The following is a 17,058-nucleotide window of genomic DNA, read 5'->3' as shown; positions in this document are numbered from 1 at the left end:
CCATAACACTCCTGCTATTCTTCTTCACTCTGAGGCTCTGCTGTTGTTGGTTCTTCGGTTGTTGTTGTACTTGGCTTACTTCCAAGACTGATGACAACTCCAACTGCAGTACCTTTGCTCACCTTTGTTCCAGAAGAAATGGTCTGACTGATCACATATCCTTCCTGAACATTATCATCATATTTTTTTGACTGAACAACTAATGTCAATCCCATATTTCGAAGCTGTTGTCTTGCCTCTGCCTCTGTATAATTTGACAAACTTGGCACTGTAACCTTCGTATCTTCCTCTTCTTTCTTTTCTCCACGGCTGACTACGATCGTCACAATCGTACCTTTTTCTACTTGTGTACCACTATCAGGAGACTGGGAAATAACTTTTCCTTCCTCTACACTAGAGCTATATTTTTTACTGATTGATACTTTTAATCCACGATTTCTAATGGTAGAAGCAGCTGAGGAACTGCTCATTCCGATTACCCCTGGTACAGATACTGTTTTCTTTTCTGCACCATTGCTTACTGTCAAAATGATCGTTTTTCCTTTTTCAACTTCTGTATCGCTCTTAATACTCTGTCTTGCAATTAATCCCGCTCTATATTTATCTGATTTTTCATATTGTGTTACTACTTTTAAATTATCTCCAATTTCTTCCTTTGCACTCTCTAAAGACATACCAAGAAAGTTTGGTACTGTATAACGTTCTTCATGTGTATCTTCTTTTTGATCCGATGGTTTCTCCGTTGTAATCTTTGGTGTACTGCTAGATGCTGCATCCCCAGAACGGAATAATCCGGAACTTTTGATTACAAATACAATGACTGAAATTAGAATGATCGCTCCGACAACGGCTGCCAGCACGATCACAAGCTTTTCAATTTTGGAATTCATTCCGCCTTCTTCTTCCTCTTCATCATCCGGATCTAGATAAGCATTACTTTCCACTGTATTTTCCTTGTCATCCTTCACATTTGATTGTGGCTCTTCTTTCATTTTTTGCTGAATATCATGAGGATTGATAAGAATCGTTGGAGAGTCATCCACCATAGGTGTCATTCCAACATAATCTCCAGATGTATCCTGAAAGACCAATTTCAAATCTCCGATCAACTCATCGGCTGTTTGATATCGTTCTTCTGGTTTTTTCATTACACATTTCAAAATAATTTTTTCTAGACTATCTGGTATTCCTTCCACAATCTGACTTGGAGGAACGATTTCATTTTGAAGATGCATCAATGCAATCGTTACTCCATTTTCATGATCAAATGGAACTTGTCCCGTCACCATTTCATACATTGTAATTCCTAAAGAATAAATATCACTTTTTTCATCACAAAAACGCCCTTTGGCCTGTTCTGGTGAAATATAATGTACCGAACCGATTGCTGTCGCTGTTGATGTCACAGTATTAGAATTTGCTGCTTTTGCAATCCCAAAGTCTGTTACTTTGATTGTTCCAGTTTCTGAAATTAATATGTTCTGTGGTTTTATATCCCTGTGTATAATATGATGTTTATGAGCATGTGAAAGAGCCGATGCTATCTGAATAGAGATATCCACCGTTTCTTTTGGAGACAGCCTCCCTTTATTTTGAATGTACTGTTTTAATGTAATTCCACCCGCAAGTTCCATAATAATATAATTAACCCCGGATTCTGCACCTACATCATATATATTTACAATATTCGGATGAATCAGGCTTGCAATTGCCTGTGCCTCCGTCTGAAATTTCTTTAAAAATTTTTCATCATCTACATATTCTTTTTTTAACACTTTAATGGCAACATTTCTATTTAATTTTCTGTCTTTTGCCATATATACGTCCGCCATTCCCCCAGATCCAATATGTTTTAGGATCTGATAGCGACCGCCGAGCACTTCGCCAATCTCTAACAATTGTTTTCACCTCAATTCCCTAATTCCACGATTACCAGTGAGATATTATCTTTTCCTCCATATTCGTTTGCACGATTAATAAGCTGGCTTGCTTTATTCTCCAGCTGGCTGTGGTCTAAAAGGAGTTCTTTCAATTCATCATCTGCTATCATATTCGTCAATCCATCACTACATAAGAGCAGATAACCTTCATTTGCCGTAAATTCAAAAAAATCCGGCTCTGCAGATACTGCCCCTACTGCTCTGGTTATTAAATTCTTTCTTGGATGGAGCCTGCTTTGATTTCTTTCAATGGCTCCTGCCTGGACCAGTTCTTCTACATAAGAATGATCCACTGTAATCTGTCGTAATTCTTTATCACCAAAATACAATCTGCTGTCACCAATATTCATAACAACAACCTGTTCTCCACAAACAGTTGCTGCCACAATTGTTGTTCCCATTCCTGCATAAGACGTGTCTTCTCTGCATTTATTCAGCAATTCCTGATTTACTGTCAGAATCGCCTGTCTCATGGATTCAATCACATCTTCATTTTCTGATATTCGCAGCAATTCCACAAACCGTTCTACTGTATAAGAAGACGCATATCCCCCCGCTTGATGGCCTCCCATACCATCAGCTACAATATACAAGTTATTTAATTTGCCTACTGGCTGATCACTGAAGAAAATCACATCCTGATTTTCTGTTCTGACCTTTCCAATATGTGAAGCTCCTACGGATCGCATATTTGTACTCCTTTACTTTCCAGACTGTAATTTTTTTCTTCTTAGTTGTCCACAGGCTGCATTAATATCTGCGCCCATTTCTCTCCTTATGGTAACATGTATATGATTTTTTTCAAGTATCTTTTTAAATTCCATGATAGATTCCGGCAAAGACTGCCTAAAATTTCTCTCTTTGATCGGATTGACCGGTATCAGATTCACATGACATGGAAAACCATGTAATTTTTGACAAAGTTCTCTCGCATTTTCCGGCTGATCATTTACCCCTGCTACAAGGCTGTATTCAAAAGTCATTCTTCTGTTTGTCTCTTTAAAATAATATTTGCATGCACTCAGTAATTCTTCCATTGAATAACGATTTGCAATTGGCATGAGTTCTTTTCTCTTCTCATCGTTTGGCGCATGAAGAGAAATAGCCAGGGTAATCTGTAAGTGTTTTTTTGCAAGTTCTTCTATTTTTGGAACAATTCCACAAGTTGAAATCGTAAGATTTCTCTGACTAATATTTAATCCTTGCTCAGAGGTAATCAATTCAAGGAAACGAAGAACGTTATCAAAGTTATCCATTGGCTCTCCTGTTCCCATCATAACTACATTAGAAACTCTTTCTTTTGTATCTTTTTGTATATAATAAATCTGACTCAACATTTCGGATGGTTCCAGATTTCTATCCAATCCACCGAGGGTGGAAGCACAGAAACGGCATCCCATACGACATCCGGCTTGGGAAGAAATACAAACAGAATTTCCATGTTTGTACTGCATCCATACACTCTCAATTACATTTCCATCGTGAAGTTCAAACAAATATTTTCTTGTTCCATCAATCTTTGAAACAAAACAATCCAGCATTTTTACTCCATACATATCATAATCAAGCTGAATTCTTTCTTTTAATTTTTTCGGAATATTGTTCATTTCATCCAACGAAAATGCAAGCCGCTTATGCATCCATTCATAAATCTGTTTTGCCCGAAACTTTCGTTCATGAATTGACTCCATATACTCTTCCAGCTCCGAAAGTGTCATTGATTTTATATCCATTTTATCTGCTTTTCCTCCTTAATTTCCCAACAAAGAATCCATCACATGGATGAATTCCTGGCAGAAGCTGAATATATCCGTCTTTTGCTGTATCAATGGTCAGATTTTTTGGCAACTCTTTTGTCAAATCCACAGGAGAGTAATCAAAGTTTTCTATAATCCACTGATAATTTTTTTCATTTTCCTGTGGATTGATCGTACATGTGCTATAAAGTAAGATTCCACCTGGTTTTACATATTGTACAGCACATTTTAAAATTTCTCTCTGAAGGGATGCAAGTTCTTTCAAACTTTCTTCTGTCACATGATATTTAATATCATTTTTTCTTCCCATAATTCCAAGTCCAGAGCAAGGAAGATCTGCAATAACAACATCTGCTTTTTCTATCATTTGTTTATCTAAGATTCTTGCATCCGATATCTGCACTTCCATATTTGTAAGTTTTATTCTTTCAAGATTATCTTCCATTAGGTCCGTTTTATATTCTGTCAAATCTCTCGCAATCACTTTTCCACTTCCACAGAGTTCATCTGCAATGTAAATTGCCTTTCCTCCAGGTGCACTGCAAAGATCCAAAACTATCTGATCTTTTTTTACATCGCTCAAAGAAGCTGCAAGCATAGAACTTTCATCCTGAACCGTACATTTCCCATCACGAAATGGTTTTAGACGATAAAGAGAATCATAGTTAGAAATCTTCAAGGCCTTTTCCATCAATTGTCCATCTCTTACAACCACTTGTTCATCTTCTAATTCTTTTCTTATTTCTTCTTTTTTCGCTCTTGACTTCAAACAGCATAAAGTTGTTTCCTTATTTTGAATAAAAGAGGATGCCATTTTTTCAACCACATCCATCTTATAAGTTTTTGCAAAAAAGCGTAGAATCCATTCTGGAATTGAATATTTGACAGACAGATAAAAAATTTCATTTTTTGCTCGATTTGGCCATATAATCTCTTCTTTTTTTCTGGAAATATTTCTCAAAACTCCATTCACAAATCCAGAGAGCCTTGAAAATCCACGTTTTTTTGCAAGCTTTACCGATTCATTGCATGCAGCAGAATCTGGTACCTGATCCATATACAAAATCTGATATACTCCCATACGCAGTAATGCACGAATCAGTGGTTTACATTTTCTTACCTTTGTCTTTGAAAATTGATCAATTACATAATCGATCGTAATTTCGCGTTCTAAAGTTCCCTCTACAAGTCTTGTAAAGAAAGCCCGATCCCTTTTTGGTGCAAGTTGATATTTTTCCAGTACATTTCCAACAGCAATATGGGATAATTCTTCTTTTTTATCTACTTTTTTATCTACTTTGATTAGCACATCCAGTGCCAGTTCTCTTGGATGATCCATAAAAAACTTAATCTCCTAATACTATTCCTTTTTCTACTGAGCGCCCAAGCAAAAATGCCTGTACTTGCATTCTTTTCTTTCCGGCAAGTTGAATTTCCTTTAATGCCAACGCATTTTCTCCAGTTGCCACAAGAATTGAATCTTTCGTTACATCTACAATCGTTCCAGGTTTTTCATTTCCCTGATATTCCACAACATCTGCATCCCAGATTTTCATTGTTTTTCCACTCATAGATGTATACGCACTCGGCCATGGGTTCATTCCACGAATCAGACGTTCAATTTCATTTGCTGATTTTGTAAAATCAATTTTTCCCATTTCTTTAGAAAGCATTTTTGCATAACAACTTTTACTATCATCCTGTTTTATACGCACGGCAGTTCCAGCTTCTAATTTCTTTAAAGTCTCAAGAAGAAGATCTGCGCCAGCTTCCATTAACTTATCATGAAGTGTTCCTGCCGTTTCTTTTGGATCTAAAACAACTTCCACTTTATCAAGCATGTCTCCTGTATCCAATCCTTTTTCCATAAACATGGTCGTAATTCCTGTTTTTTCCTCACCGTCAAGAACCGCCCACTGAATTGGCGCTGCCCCGCGGTATTTTGGAAGAAGGGATCCATGAACATTGATACATCCATATTTAGGAATATTTAAAATACTTTCTGGAAGAATTTGTCCATAAGCCACAACAACAATCACATCCGGATTTAATTGTCTTAATGTCTCAATAAACGCTTCCTCTTTTGCTCTTACCGGCTGATAAACCGGAATATTATACTCTACTGCCTTTTCCTTTACTGGAGGAAACTGAACTTTTTTTCCGCGTCCTCTTTGCTTATCCGGCTGTGTTACCACACCAATGACTTCATGATGATCAATCAAAGCCTGCAGTGTTGGAACTGCAAACTCTGGTGTTCCCATAAAAATTGCTCTCATTTTATTCTCCTTCTTCTTCATAAGTCACATTACGTACCGGTTCTTCTGCAACATCTGGATATAAAACACCATCCAAGTGATCTAATTCGTGACAGATTGCTCTTGCTAAAAGCCCATGTCCTTCGATAGTAATTGGCTCCATATTCACATCATAGGCTTCACAGATGACGTGATCTGGACGTTTTACAGTTGCTACCTTCCCTGGAAGACTTAAACATCCCTCATCTCCAACTTGTTCTCCATCTTTGTGTGTGATGACTGGATTAATTAAAGCGAATTTCTCACCTTCTTCATAAGTATCAATTACAACGATTCTTTTTAAAATTCCAACCTGAGGCGCTGCAAGTCCAACACCCATAGCATCATACATTGTATCAAACATATCCTCTACCAGTGTTTTTAAACGTGGTGTCATTTCTTTTACTTCTTTTGATGTTTTTCTAAGAACATCATCTCCCATTATACGAATTTTTCGAATTGCCATCTTTTTTCTCCTTTTCAATAACTGTTCATTGGGTTAAAGTCAAAATTTATAAATATTTCTTTTTGTATTTCCTGTTTCATGATCCATTGTTCCAAATGATCTTTCACTTTTACAAGTGTTTGATACTCTGGATCTTTGATATAAATTACTCTTCGATATTCATCATTAATTTTTGCAAAACTTGCCTCTGCAGGTCCTATCATCATTACGCCCATCTTTTTGACAACCTTTGCCATCTCTTCTGATATCTTTTTTACCTTTTCTTCTTTCTTTCCATATAAGAATACAACAAGCATCTGCCATACCGGAGGATATTTCATTAAAGTCCGGTATCCAATTTCCTGCCGATAAAATTCTTTGTAATCTTGAGCAGCGGCAGTTACAATACTATAATGTTCCGGTGAATAAGTCTGAATAACGACTTCTCCCGGTTTTTTATCCCTTCCTGCTCTTCCTGCCGCCTGAGTCAATAGTTGAAAGGTTCTCTCTCCAGCACGATAATCATTGGCATGCAAAGACAGATCTGCAGCAAGAACTCCAACAAGTGTTACATTAGGAAAATCATGCCCCTTTACAATCATTTGCGTTCCTACCAGAATTTGTGCATCCCCTCTTAAAAATGCCGAGAGAATTTGTCGATGACTATCCTTCTTCCTCGTTGTATCCATATCCATTCGCAATGCTTTCACTTCGGGAAATTCCCGATGAATGGCTGCCTCTACCTTTTGTGTCCCAAGGCCAAAAGCTCCAATATAAGGGCTTCCGCACTCTGGACATACCTGAGGCATTTGTGTTTCATATCCACAATAATGACATTTCAAACTTCCATCTTTATGATAAGTCATCGATACATCACAATGCGGACACTCCATCACATGTCCACAACTTCGACAAGATACAAATCCAGCATAACCTCTCCTGTTTAAAAATAACATGATCTGTTCACCTTTTTGAATACGATCTTGCATAAGAGTTCTTAATCTTCGGCTAAACATACTACGATTTCCATTTTTCAATTCTTCTCGCAAATCTTCAATATAAACAGAAGGCAATACTGCCTGTTTCGCTCTTTTTGTTAACTCCCATAAGTGATATGTTCCATTTAATGCTTTTTGATAACTTTCTACTGATGGAGTGGCTGAACCTAAAATTACCGACGCACCCTCCATCTGTGCTTTATGAATAGCAACTTCTCTTGCATGATATTTCGGCATCTGCTCACTTTTATAACTTCCTTCATGTTCTTCGTCAATGACAATCAATCCAAGATTTGGAAATGGTACAAACAGTGCCGATCTCGGTCCAATGATTACATCAATATCTCCCTGCTTTGCACGAAGCCATTGATCATATTTTTCTCCCCTAGATAATCGAGAATTTAAAATCGATACCCGATCTCCAAATCTCTGCGTAAACCTTCGCACGGTCTGATAAGTCAATGCGATCTCTGGAATCAAGACAATTGCTTGCTTTCCTCTTTTTATTACTTCTTCGATCGCCGACAAATATACTTCTGTTTTTCCACTTCCAGTAATCCCGTAAAGCAAATACGTCCGATACGTCTGCGTTAAAAGATCTTGCCGAAATTCATCAATCAAACCTTGCTGCTCTTTATTTAAAGCAGGCGCTGGTACGATAATGTTATCTCCAGAATTTGGATTCCGATAATAATATTGTGTAATCACGCGAATCACATCTTCCTTCACCATACGATCAATTGTACTTTTTGAAATCTTCCATTTTTTTGAAGCTTCTTCCCACGAAATTCTTTTGTGTTCCTGATCAAGAAGAACCGCAAGTAATCTTGCCTTAGCCACATAATGACGTCCAAAATATTCATCAAGCAATGCTCGACCATGGACAGGATCTATTTTTAATTCAAGAAAACGATGTACTTTCTGCTGCATTTTTTCCTGCACTGGAAGTACAGTTTTTAATGCCTGTATCATCGTAGAACCATAATTTTTCCTAATCCAGTACGCAAGATCAATCATTTTTGATTCCATCGTAACGCTTTTCTTTTCAATCCGGATAATTTCTTTTACTTTCCTCTCATCATAATCAATCGTATCAGATAAACCGATGACAAATCCCTTCTGTTGTCTATTTCCTCTTCCAAAAGGTACGATCACCTGCTGACCGACACAAATATCTCCTTGCAGGGAAAGAGGCACTTTGTACCCAAATACGCGATCCAGTGCCTCATGAGAAATATTGATGATAATATCCGCATATAATTTTTTCATAAACTATTTAATAACGTGCCCCTTCTCTCTTAACACTTTCACAACCTTATCTACTTCACTTCTGCAGATCTCGTGTGTCTTTGCTTCAACCATGACACGAATCAGTGGTTCTGTCCCACTTTCACGAACAAGAACACGTCCGTCATCTCCAAGTTCTTTTTCAACTGCCTTGACTGCTGCCTGTACATCTGCATCTTCCTGCGCAGCTTTTTTATCTGCCACACGAACATTTTCCATAATTTGAGGAAGAATTTCCACAGGTTCTGTCAGTTGTCCTAATGTCTGTTTTTGTTCGATCATTGCTTCCATCAATTTCAAAGATGTTAGGATACCATCTCCAGTTGTTGCAAACTTACTGAAAATGATATGTCCAGACTGTTCTCCACCAAGCGCATGTCCATTTTTCACCATATTTTCATTTACATATTTATCTCCAACTGCTGTTTTTTCATAAGAAATACCTGCAGCATCAAATGCTTTATATAATCCAAGGTTCGACATTACAGTCGTAACAACTGTATTATTGTTCAGTTCCCCGTGTTTTTTCATATACTGTCCACATACATATAAAATCAGGTCACCATCTACAACCTTTCCATTTTCATCAACTGCGATACAGCGATCCGCATCACCATCATATGCGAAACCAACATCCAGATGATTTTCCTTCACATATCCCTGAAGAATTTCAATATGTGTGGAACCACAGTTTGTATTAATATTCGTTCCATCCGGATCATTATTAATTACATAAGTTTCTGCTCCTAACGCATGAAATACATTTCCTGCAATAGCAAAAGAACTTCCGTTTGCACAATCCAATCCGACTTTCATGCCCTTAAAAGAACGTGTTGCAGAAGAAATCAGATATCCAATATAATGATTTCTTCCGGCAGAATAATCTTTCGCACGTCCAATTTCTTTCTTTGTCGCAAATGGAATTTCATCAATCTCTCCATCAATATAAGCTTCTACTTTTGCCTCTACCTCTGCTTCCATCTTATGACCCTGTGCATTGATTAACTTAATCCCATTATCATAATATGGATTATGACTTGCAGAAATCATAATTCCACAATCAAACTGTTCTGTTCTTACAACATAAGCCACACTTGGAGTTGTCGTTACATATAACATATAAGCATCTGCACCAGATGCTGTTAATCCTGCTACTAGTGCATTTTCAAACATGTAACTGCTTCTTCTCGTATCTTTTCCAATCACAATCTTTGCTCTTGATGTTTTCTGATTGAAATACCATCCAAGATAACGTCCTACTTTATATGCATGTTCTACTGTTAAATTTATATTTGCTTCGCCACGAAAACCATCTGTTCCGAAATATTTACCCATTTCATAACTCCTTACTTTGCATTTTTTCCTAAATGTTATCTTATCATACATACGAATACTTGTGAAGCCTCACAAGATAAAGTCCCCTACTTCCAACAAAGCAGAGAAGAAAAACCTGCCAGCATATCTTCATTGCCGGCAGGCATTTGTGTTTCTTCTATATAATATTATCTGTTCCATTCCATCCAGGAAGCTCCTGTATAGAAGCCTTCCCGGTTTCAAGCATATTCTTACGATTCACTTTATATAATTCCACCCATGTTGCCTTCTCATATGGATGAACATATAATACTTTTACAATTCCAAATGTAATTGCACCCAGCATCTCCCATCCAATAAAAGAAAGATCTAAAATAAAAGCATCCATTTTTTGACCATCCATCATTTTTTTACTAATCTCAAATGCGCGTTGCCTTGAAATTTCGGGATTTTCAGCCAGAATATAAGGAATCATAGAATATTCATAATTCTTTATAATACCTGGAATAATTAATAACAACCCCCATAAAAAAATATATAAATCTCTCAAAAATAAAGTGAAGGTCTTTCTAACATAAGATCCTTTTTGAAAACCGTAAAGAATCAATCCAAGTTCTGCTTTTTTATCACTATTTTCCTCAAAAAACCGTGCCCCACCAATTTCAAATAAATTTCCAATAAAAATACTGAAAAGAATCACAATCAATGCCCATACAACACAAAAAATAGCGACAATATACAACGATCGATCTTCGGTAAACACAGAATAGAAAAAATTACCAACTTTTCCAAACGCAGATGGCAGAATGGAATCTATATCTAAATTTTGTCCAGAATCTATAACTTCCTGCCGAATTTCTCCTGTGATATGATCAACACCACCATAACTTCCAGATATTATTCCAAGAACCAGTGTTGCAATAACAACAATCCAATAATTTCTGTGAAGTGCTTTTTTCCCATTCTCTTTTAATTGTCCTCTTGTCCACATAAAAATCCCCCTTGCTTTTCACTTTTTTTCATTTGATACACATTTGATTTTTAAGTTATATATGTATTATACACTTTTCCCTTATCATTTGTCTCACCTTTTTTGTTTTTTCTAACAGGAAAGAGGGCCTAGTCATAACACATAACTAGACCCTCTTGCTTAAAGGTTTCTATGAAAGAAATTGTATTTTAATTCAGATGGGGATCACCACTGAATTATTTTACAAAATCTTTTACTTTTGCTGCGATACTGTCACCGTCCAAACCGAATTCTTTCACCAGTTCAACAGCTGGACCTGAATGTCCAAATACATCGTTTACTCCAATTTTTAACACTGGAGTTGGAAGTTTTTCTGATAATACATCACATACTGCACTTCCAAGACCACCAATGACAGAATGTTCTTCCACGGTTACGACTTTTCCTGTTTCTTTTGCTGCTGCAAGAACCAGTTCCTCATCCAGTGGTTTTACTGTTGCCATATTGATTACTTTTGCACTGATACCCTCTGCTTCCAGTTTCTTTGCTGCTTCCAGAGATTCTGCCACACAAAGTCCATTTGCAATAATTGCAACATCTGTTCCTTCTTTTAAGACGCAGCCTTTTCCGATTTCAAATTTGTAATCTTCATCATTGATTACAGGTACGGCCAGACGTCCAAATCTCATATAGACAGGCCCTTCCATGGCTGCTGCTGCTTTTACAGCAGCTCTTGCCTCTACATCATCTGAAGGAACAATGACTGTCATTCCAGGAATTGTACGCATTAATGCGATATCCTCACAACATTGATGAGTTGCTCCATCTTCTCCAACAGAAATACCACCATGAGTTGCTCCAATTTTTACATTTAAATGTGGATATCCAATAGAGTTTCTCACCTGTTCAAAAGCACGTCCTGCTGCGAACATTGCAAAACTACTTGCAAATGGAATCATTCCTGCTGCTGCAAAACCTGCAGCGATTCCCATCATATTACACTCGGCAATACCGCAGTCAATATGTCTTTCTGGAAATTCCTTTTTAAACATTCCTGTTTTTGTTGCAGCGGCTAAGTCAGCATCTAAAACTACAACATTAGGGTTTTCTTTTCCTAATTCAACTAAAGCTTTTCCATAGCTTTCTCTTGTCGCAATCTTTTTTACTTCTGCCATCTTACTCGCCCACCTTTTCTAATTCTTCCAACGCCTGTTTACATTGTTCATCATTTGGTGCAGAACCATGCCATGAAACCTGATTTTCCATGAAGGATACACCTTTTCCTTTGATCGTCTTCATGATGATCGCTGTTGGTTTTCCTTTAAATTCTTTTGCCTGTTTAAAAGCGTCCGCGATCTGATCAAAATCATGTCCATTAATTTCTACTACATTGAAATTAAATGCGGCAAATTTTTCTCCGATCGGATATGGAGAGCAGACATCTTTAATATTTCCATCAATCTGAAGTCCATTATTGTCAACGATAACAACAAGATTATCTAATTTTCTAGATCCTGCAAACATTGCTGCTTCCCATACCTGTCCTTCCTGAATTTCACCATCTCCAAGAAGTGTATAGGTGCGATAATCTTTGTTTTGAAGTCTTGCTGCCATGGCCATACCAACTGCTGCAGAAATTCCCTGACCCAAAGATCCGCTGGACATATCAACGCCAGGAATCTTCTTCATGTCTGGATGTCCCTGAAGATAAGATCCAATATGTCTTAATGTTAACAGATCCTCTTTTGGGAAATATCCTCTTTCTGCAAGAGTTGAATAATATCCAGGGGCAACATGACCTTTTGATAACACAAAGCGATCTCTATTTTCATCTTTTGGATTTTTAGGATCAACATTCATCTCAACAAAATATAAATAAGCAAATACATCTGCTGCAGATAAGGATCCACCCGGGTGACCGGATTTCGCTGCATGTGTTGCCTTAATGATTCCTTTGCGGATTTCATTGGCTGTCTTCTTTAATTCTGCGGTTGTCATTGTGTTTACCACCCTTTCTTATTCTCCGAATACTGCTTTGTAATCTGCCTGGAATTTAGCGATTCCCTGATCAGTTAATGGGTGTTTCATCATCTGTTCAAATACGTTATATGGTACTGTTGCAATATCGGCACCCATCTTAGCACATTCCAGTACGTGGATTGGATTACGGACACTTGCACAAATAATCTGTGTATCAATATCACCAGCCATATCAAAAATTTCTTTAATGTCTGCAATCAGATCTAAACCGTTCTGTGAAATATCATCTAATCTTCCAAGGAATGGCGATACATAAGTTGCTCCTGCTCTTGCTGCAAGTAATGCCTGATTTGCACTAAAGATCAATGTCAGGTTTGTTTTAATTCCTTCTGAAGATAAAACTTTTGTAGCTTTTAATCCTTCAATTGTTGTAGGAATTTTTACAACCATGTTTGGATGAATCTTTGCAATTTCTCTACCTTCTTTAATCATTCCTTCTGCATCTGTTGTTGTAGCTTTTACTTCTCCACTGATTGCTCCATCAACAATAGAAGTAATTTCTTTGATAACATCTTCAAACTGTCTTCCTGATTTTGCAATTAATGATGGGTTTGTTGTTACCCCACAGATAACTCCCATATCATTTGCTTTACGAATCTGATCTACATCGGCTGTATCTACAAAAAATCTCATGTTCTTATTCCTCCTAAAAATGCGTTTCATCTTTGCCCTGGTATCATTAAAACATGGATCTTTCTGCTTGTCAAACTCCGAAAAAGCCCGTATTTGCGTATGTTTCAAGGATTTCATTAATATTTTTTGCAAATATTAATAACTCTTCTTTTTTTGAAAAAATTGCGATCATTCTTGACAATTTTTTCACCTCTTAAAACATCCATTTTCTCTGTATTTTTCCCACCCTTTATGTTATGATAAAAGCAGATTCACTAATATTTTAACAAGTATTAGTAATTTTTTCAATTATTTATTAATTGCTATTAATTAATTAAAAAAATTTTGATTAGGAGAAAATCATGGGTCAAAAAAAGAAAATTACGACAAAAGATATTGCAAAATATGCTAATGTCTCTCAATCTGCTGTTTCCATGATTTTAAATAACAAAGCGGATGTATCTTTTTCTGACAGTACCAGACAGCGCGTTTTGCAAGTTGCAAAAGATCTTGGCTATGAGAAAAAGAAAAAAAAGAGTACTCCTTCCGAGTCTTTATCAAAAGTCATTGTGATTATGTGTCCTTTTTTATCCAATCACTACTATACCACATTGATCCACTCAATTACAGAGCGAGCTCACGATTATGGTTATGTAACTTTTGTAGCACCCACTTTAAGAAATCCAGGAACAGAACAATATTATTTGGATATGTTGCAGCATCAGGTAGAAGTAGCTGGGATTGTATATCTCTACCCAACCTCTTTTCTGCCAGAAGTAAATCAAATGTCCAAACAGCTTCCTATCGTTAATATTGGTGATAAAAACGATGATATCTCTTTTGATTCCATTCATATCAGCAGTGTAAAACCTGCTTATCTAGTCGCAGAACATTTGATTTCTTTAGGTCATCGCAAAATCACCTATATTTCAACACCAATCAGTGACGTAGAGCGTTCTAGATCCAAACGCTATGAAGGTCTTGTAAAAGCCTATCGCGATCATGGAATTGGAGACAATTGTGTAACCTTACGCTCTCTTTCTCCTGGAGAATACAATCTTCTTTCTCCAAATATGCTGGAATATTCCTCTGGTTTTAATCTTACAAAACAGATATTAATAGAAGGAACAGATTCCACTGCTTTTGTTGGATATAATGATATGGTAGCATTTGGCATTCTTGATGCACTTTATGAGATGAAATATAAAGTGCCCTCAGACTTCTCTGTCTGTGGATTCGATAACGTCCCTATGGCTGGCATGAATCGAATTTCTCTTACGACGGTAGAACATTCCATTGAAGCAAAAGGACGAGAGGCTGTTGATATTATTGTAAGGATCCGAGATTCTAAGACAAAAAATGAACCTCGTAGTTTTGTAACAAAGCTTGAATTTGAACCTTTTATTGTAAAAAGAAAAACCACTGGAAAAGCACGTGTATAAAAAGTTTTTAAAAAAAACAAAACAAATTGGAAATTTATGCTACAATAAATATGTTATTCATAATGAAAAGACAAGAAGGGAGTTTATTATGTCAATTTTAGTTGCTGGCGGAGCTGGATATATTGGAAGTCATACTTGCGTTGAATTATTAAATGCAGGAAAAGATGTTGTCGTTGTTGATAATCTTTACAATTCCAGCGAAGAAGCCATCAAAAGAGTGGAAAAAATCACAGGAAAAACTGTGAAATTTTATAAAGCAGATATTTTAGATCATGATGCTCTGGAAGATATTTTTTCTAAAGAATCTATCGATGCCGTTATCAATTTTGCTGGATTAAAAGCGGTTGGCGAATCTGTACAAAAACCATTGGAATACTATCATAATAATATTACTGGGACTTTAATCCTATGTGATGTTATGAGAAATCATGGTGTAAAAAACATCATCTTTAGTTCTTCGGCTACTGTTTATGGTGATCCCGCTTTTGTTCCAATCACAGAAGAATGCCCAAAAGGAGAAATTACAAATCCATATGGACAAACAAAAGGAATGTTGGAACAAATCCTTACAGATCTTCATGTAGCCGATCCAGAATGGAATGTGGTATTACTACGTTACTTTAACCCAATCGGAGCACATGAAAGCGGACTAATCGGAGAAGATCCAAAAGGAATTCCAAATAACCTTGTTCCTTATATCGCACAAGTTGCTGTTGGAAAATTGAAATGCCTTGGTGTCTTTGGTAATGATTATCCAACTCCAGATGGAACTGGTGTCCGTGATTATATCCACGTTGTAGATCTTGCAAAAGGACATGTAAAAGCACTGAAAAAACTGGCTCCTGGATCCGGAGTTTCTATTTACAATCTTGGAACAGGTATTGGATACAGCGTTCTGGATGTCCTTCATGCTTATGAAGAAGCATGCGGAAAAGAACTCCCATATGAAATTAAGCCAAGAAGAGCTGGAGATATCGCTACCTGTTACTGTGATGCAACAAAAGCCAAAGAAGAACTTGGATGGGTTGCTGAAAAAGGTATTAAAGAAATGTGCGCAGACTCATGGAAATGGCAACAGATGAATCCAGACGGATACGGTGAAAATTAATTCCATTTTTTTAAAACAAAAAACAACCGGGAAGAATTTTCCGGTTGTTTCTAATTTTATCCTTTTAATGTACTAACCCACCCATTTTAAATGACTCTATGACAAGTTCCAGAATTTGCGGATTACATTCACGATATTTAAAATAATACATCAACATGTCTGTGTATTCTACCAATTTCTTTGCATATGCTTCTTTTATAAAGTGTTTCGTCCCGCACAACAGACATTCGTTAATCAAAAGATAGGATGCAAAACGTTCATTAATAAAAATATCTTTTTCCTGATCAGAATAATCTCGAAACTGAATTGGTTTTCTTCTTACAATCCAGGCAATCGTATAGGCAAACAGTTTCTCTGTTCGAACCCTTTCAATACTATGAAATTCCTTCAATCTCATAACATCCATAAAATAATCCAGAATAACCTGCATTAAAATTCTTTCATTACAATAGGCGGTATCAGAATAACCAGCAACTTCTATAAATTCCATTGCTGTTTTTTGTAATTCTTCAAAACGTTCTCGGAATTTCTCTACTCCGATTTCCTCCAGAAGCTCCAGGTAGTTTTCCATTTCAAACAAATTATGTTCCATTTTATTTTCCTGCCTTTTTGATTTTCCTTAACAATTTCAACTCTTCCAGACGTTGTCCATGATGAACAATTAGATTATTAACATCTGATTCCAGATTAAATCTTGCCTTTGAAAAATATTCTGCCTGAGCAGGTCCTGAAAAACCAACCGATGATTTTGGCAACTTATCGATCTTATGCTGTCCGGAAAGAATTTCTTCAATCAGGCGATCAATACGACTTGTCTCTTCCATAAATCCATCATTATATATTGTAGCCAT

General features: G+C 36.7%; 16 protein-coding genes. 2 read left to right on the top strand and 14 right to left on the bottom strand.

Translation table 11 applies throughout. The annotated features are described in order from the left end of the window. Positions 1-14 precede the first annotated feature (14 nt). From pknB to fsa, 12 genes are all read right to left on the bottom strand, one after another. A complete protein-coding gene (gene pknB / locus KQI71_RS03095; RefSeq protein WP_216433984.1) occupies positions 15-1,898 on the bottom strand; it encodes a Stk1 family PASTA domain-containing Ser/Thr kinase in 1,884 nt (627 codons plus the stop codon). An 11-nt stretch (positions 1,899-1,909) separates the two neighbouring features. Next, on the bottom strand, positions 1,910-2,629 hold the full coding sequence (locus KQI71_RS03090; protein WP_216433982.1) for a Stp1/IreP family PP2C-type Ser/Thr phosphatase: 720 nt from the start codon (positions 2,627-2,629) through the stop codon (positions 1,910-1,912). Between the two features lie 12 nt (positions 2,630-2,641). Continuing rightward, entirely contained in the window at positions 2,642-3,673 is a 1,032-nt protein-coding gene (rlmN, locus tag KQI71_RS03085; RefSeq protein WP_216433981.1) for a 23S rRNA (adenine(2503)-C(2))-methyltransferase RlmN, read from the bottom strand. A gap of 1 nt (position 3,674) precedes the next feature. Then, a complete protein-coding gene (rsmB, locus tag KQI71_RS03080; RefSeq protein WP_216433978.1) occupies positions 3,675-5,036 on the bottom strand; it encodes a 16S rRNA (cytosine(967)-C(5))-methyltransferase RsmB in 1,362 nt (453 codons plus the stop codon). Positions 5,037-5,043: 7 nt separating this feature from the next. Beyond that, positions 5,044-5,973: a methionyl-tRNA formyltransferase gene (fmt, locus tag KQI71_RS03075; protein ID WP_216433977.1), complete on the bottom strand. Its 930-nt coding sequence runs from the start codon at positions 5,971-5,973 to the stop codon at positions 5,044-5,046. A 1-nt stretch (position 5,974) separates the two neighbouring features. After that, positions 5,975-6,457 (bottom strand): peptide deformylase, encoded by a 483-nt coding sequence (gene def / locus KQI71_RS03070; RefSeq protein ID WP_216433975.1) that lies wholly within the window; start codon positions 6,455-6,457, stop codon positions 5,975-5,977. Positions 6,458-6,471: 14 nt separating this feature from the next. Beyond that, positions 6,472-8,703, bottom strand: a complete 2,232-nt coding sequence (priA, locus tag KQI71_RS03065; protein ID WP_216433973.1) for a replication restart helicase PriA — start codon at positions 8,701-8,703, stop codon at positions 6,472-6,474. Positions 8,704-8,706: 3 nt separating this feature from the next. Beyond that, positions 8,707-10,056 (bottom strand): phosphoglucosamine mutase, encoded by a 1,350-nt coding sequence (glmM, locus tag KQI71_RS03060; RefSeq protein WP_216433971.1) that lies wholly within the window; start codon positions 10,054-10,056, stop codon positions 8,707-8,709. 157 nt (positions 10,057-10,213) lie between these two features. Next, positions 10,214-11,026 carry a DUF975 family protein gene (locus tag KQI71_RS03055; protein WP_216433969.1) on the bottom strand — a complete coding sequence of 271 codons (813 nt, stop codon included), beginning with the start codon at positions 11,024-11,026 and terminating at the stop codon, positions 10,214-10,216. Positions 11,027-11,241: 215 nt separating this feature from the next. Beyond that, entirely contained in the window at positions 11,242-12,180 is a 939-nt protein-coding gene (locus KQI71_RS03050; protein ID WP_216433967.1) for a transketolase family protein, read from the bottom strand. Between the two features lies 1 nt (position 12,181). Then, on the bottom strand, positions 12,182-13,003 hold the full coding sequence (locus KQI71_RS03045) for a transketolase (RefSeq protein WP_216433965.1): 822 nt from the start codon (positions 13,001-13,003) through the stop codon (positions 12,182-12,184). Positions 13,004-13,021: 18 nt separating this feature from the next. Next, on the bottom strand, positions 13,022-13,678 hold the full coding sequence (gene fsa / locus KQI71_RS03040; protein WP_216433963.1) for a fructose-6-phosphate aldolase: 657 nt from the start codon (positions 13,676-13,678) through the stop codon (positions 13,022-13,024). 341 nt (positions 13,679-14,019) lie between these two features. Here fsa and KQI71_RS03035 point away from each other — a divergent pair, with 341 nt between their 5' ends. Beyond that, complete coding sequence (locus tag KQI71_RS03035; protein WP_216433961.1) at positions 14,020-15,099, top strand: LacI family DNA-binding transcriptional regulator; 1,080 nt, start codon at positions 14,020-14,022, stop codon at positions 15,097-15,099. A gap of 88 nt (positions 15,100-15,187) precedes the next feature. Then, complete coding sequence (galE, locus tag KQI71_RS03030) at positions 15,188-16,207, top strand: UDP-glucose 4-epimerase GalE (protein WP_216433959.1); 1,020 nt, start codon at positions 15,188-15,190, stop codon at positions 16,205-16,207. Between the two features lie 64 nt (positions 16,208-16,271). On the opposite strand, the gene KQI71_RS03025 is transcribed toward galE, so the two are convergent. Together KQI71_RS03025 and KQI71_RS03020 are read right to left on the bottom strand one after the other, a co-directional pair. Beyond that, positions 16,272-16,799: a hypothetical protein gene (locus tag KQI71_RS03025; RefSeq protein ID WP_216433958.1), complete on the bottom strand. Its 528-nt coding sequence runs from the start codon at positions 16,797-16,799 to the stop codon at positions 16,272-16,274. Between the two features lies 1 nt (position 16,800). Next, positions 16,801-17,058 carry a transcriptional regulator gene (locus KQI71_RS03020; protein WP_216433956.1) on the bottom strand — a complete coding sequence of 86 codons (258 nt, stop codon included), beginning with the start codon at positions 17,056-17,058 and terminating at the stop codon, positions 16,801-16,803.

This window comes from Anaerostipes sp. MSJ-23 (assembly GCF_018918155.1).
GTDB lineage: Bacteria > Bacillota > Clostridia > Lachnospirales > Lachnospiraceae > Anaerostipes.
This window is presented reverse-complemented; position numbering and strand designations above follow the sequence as displayed.

Bases quoted from the DNA above. Each gene is read 5' to 3' on its own strand.
- KQI71_RS03090 (WP_216433982.1), bottom strand. From the start codon at position 2,629: ATGCGATCCGTAGGAGCTTCACATATTGGAAAGGTCAGAACAGAAAAT.
- KQI71_RS03055 (WP_216433969.1), bottom strand. From the start codon at position 11,026: ATGTGGACAAGAGGACAATTAAAAGAGAATGGGAAAAAAGCACTTCAC.
- fsa (WP_216433963.1), bottom strand. From the start codon at position 13,678: ATGAGATTTTTTGTAGATACAGCCGATGTAGATCAGATTCGTAAAGCA.
- galE (WP_216433959.1), top strand. From the start codon at position 15,188: ATGTCAATTTTAGTTGCTGGCGGAGCTGGATATATTGGAAGTCATACT.
- priA (WP_216433973.1), bottom strand. From the start codon at position 8,703: ATGAAAAAATTATATGCGGATATTATCATCAATATTTCTCATGAGGCA.
- rlmN (WP_216433981.1), bottom strand. From the start codon at position 3,673: ATGGATATAAAATCAATGACACTTTCGGAGCTGGAAGAGTATATGGAG.
- glmM (WP_216433971.1), bottom strand. From the start codon at position 10,056: ATGGGTAAATATTTCGGAACAGATGGTTTTCGTGGCGAAGCAAATATA.
- KQI71_RS03035 (WP_216433961.1), top strand. From the start codon at position 14,020: ATGGGTCAAAAAAAGAAAATTACGACAAAAGATATTGCAAAATATGCT.
- KQI71_RS03045 (WP_216433965.1), bottom strand. From the start codon at position 13,003: ATGACAACCGCAGAATTAAAGAAGACAGCCAATGAAATCCGCAAAGGA.
- def (WP_216433975.1), bottom strand. From the start codon at position 6,457: ATGGCAATTCGAAAAATTCGTATAATGGGAGATGATGTTCTTAGAAAA.
- fmt (WP_216433977.1), bottom strand. From the start codon at position 5,973: ATGAGAGCAATTTTTATGGGAACACCAGAGTTTGCAGTTCCAACACTG.
- KQI71_RS03025 (WP_216433958.1), bottom strand. From the start codon at position 16,799: ATGGAACATAATTTGTTTGAAATGGAAAACTACCTGGAGCTTCTGGAG.
- KQI71_RS03020 (WP_216433956.1), bottom strand. From the start codon at position 17,058: ATGGCTACAATATATAATGATGGATTTATGGAAGAGACAAGTCGTATT.
- KQI71_RS03050 (WP_216433967.1), bottom strand. From the start codon at position 12,180: ATGGCAGAAGTAAAAAAGATTGCGACAAGAGAAAGCTATGGAAAAGCT.
- rsmB (WP_216433978.1), bottom strand. From the start codon at position 5,036: ATGGATCATCCAAGAGAACTGGCACTGGATGTGCTAATCAAAGTAGAT.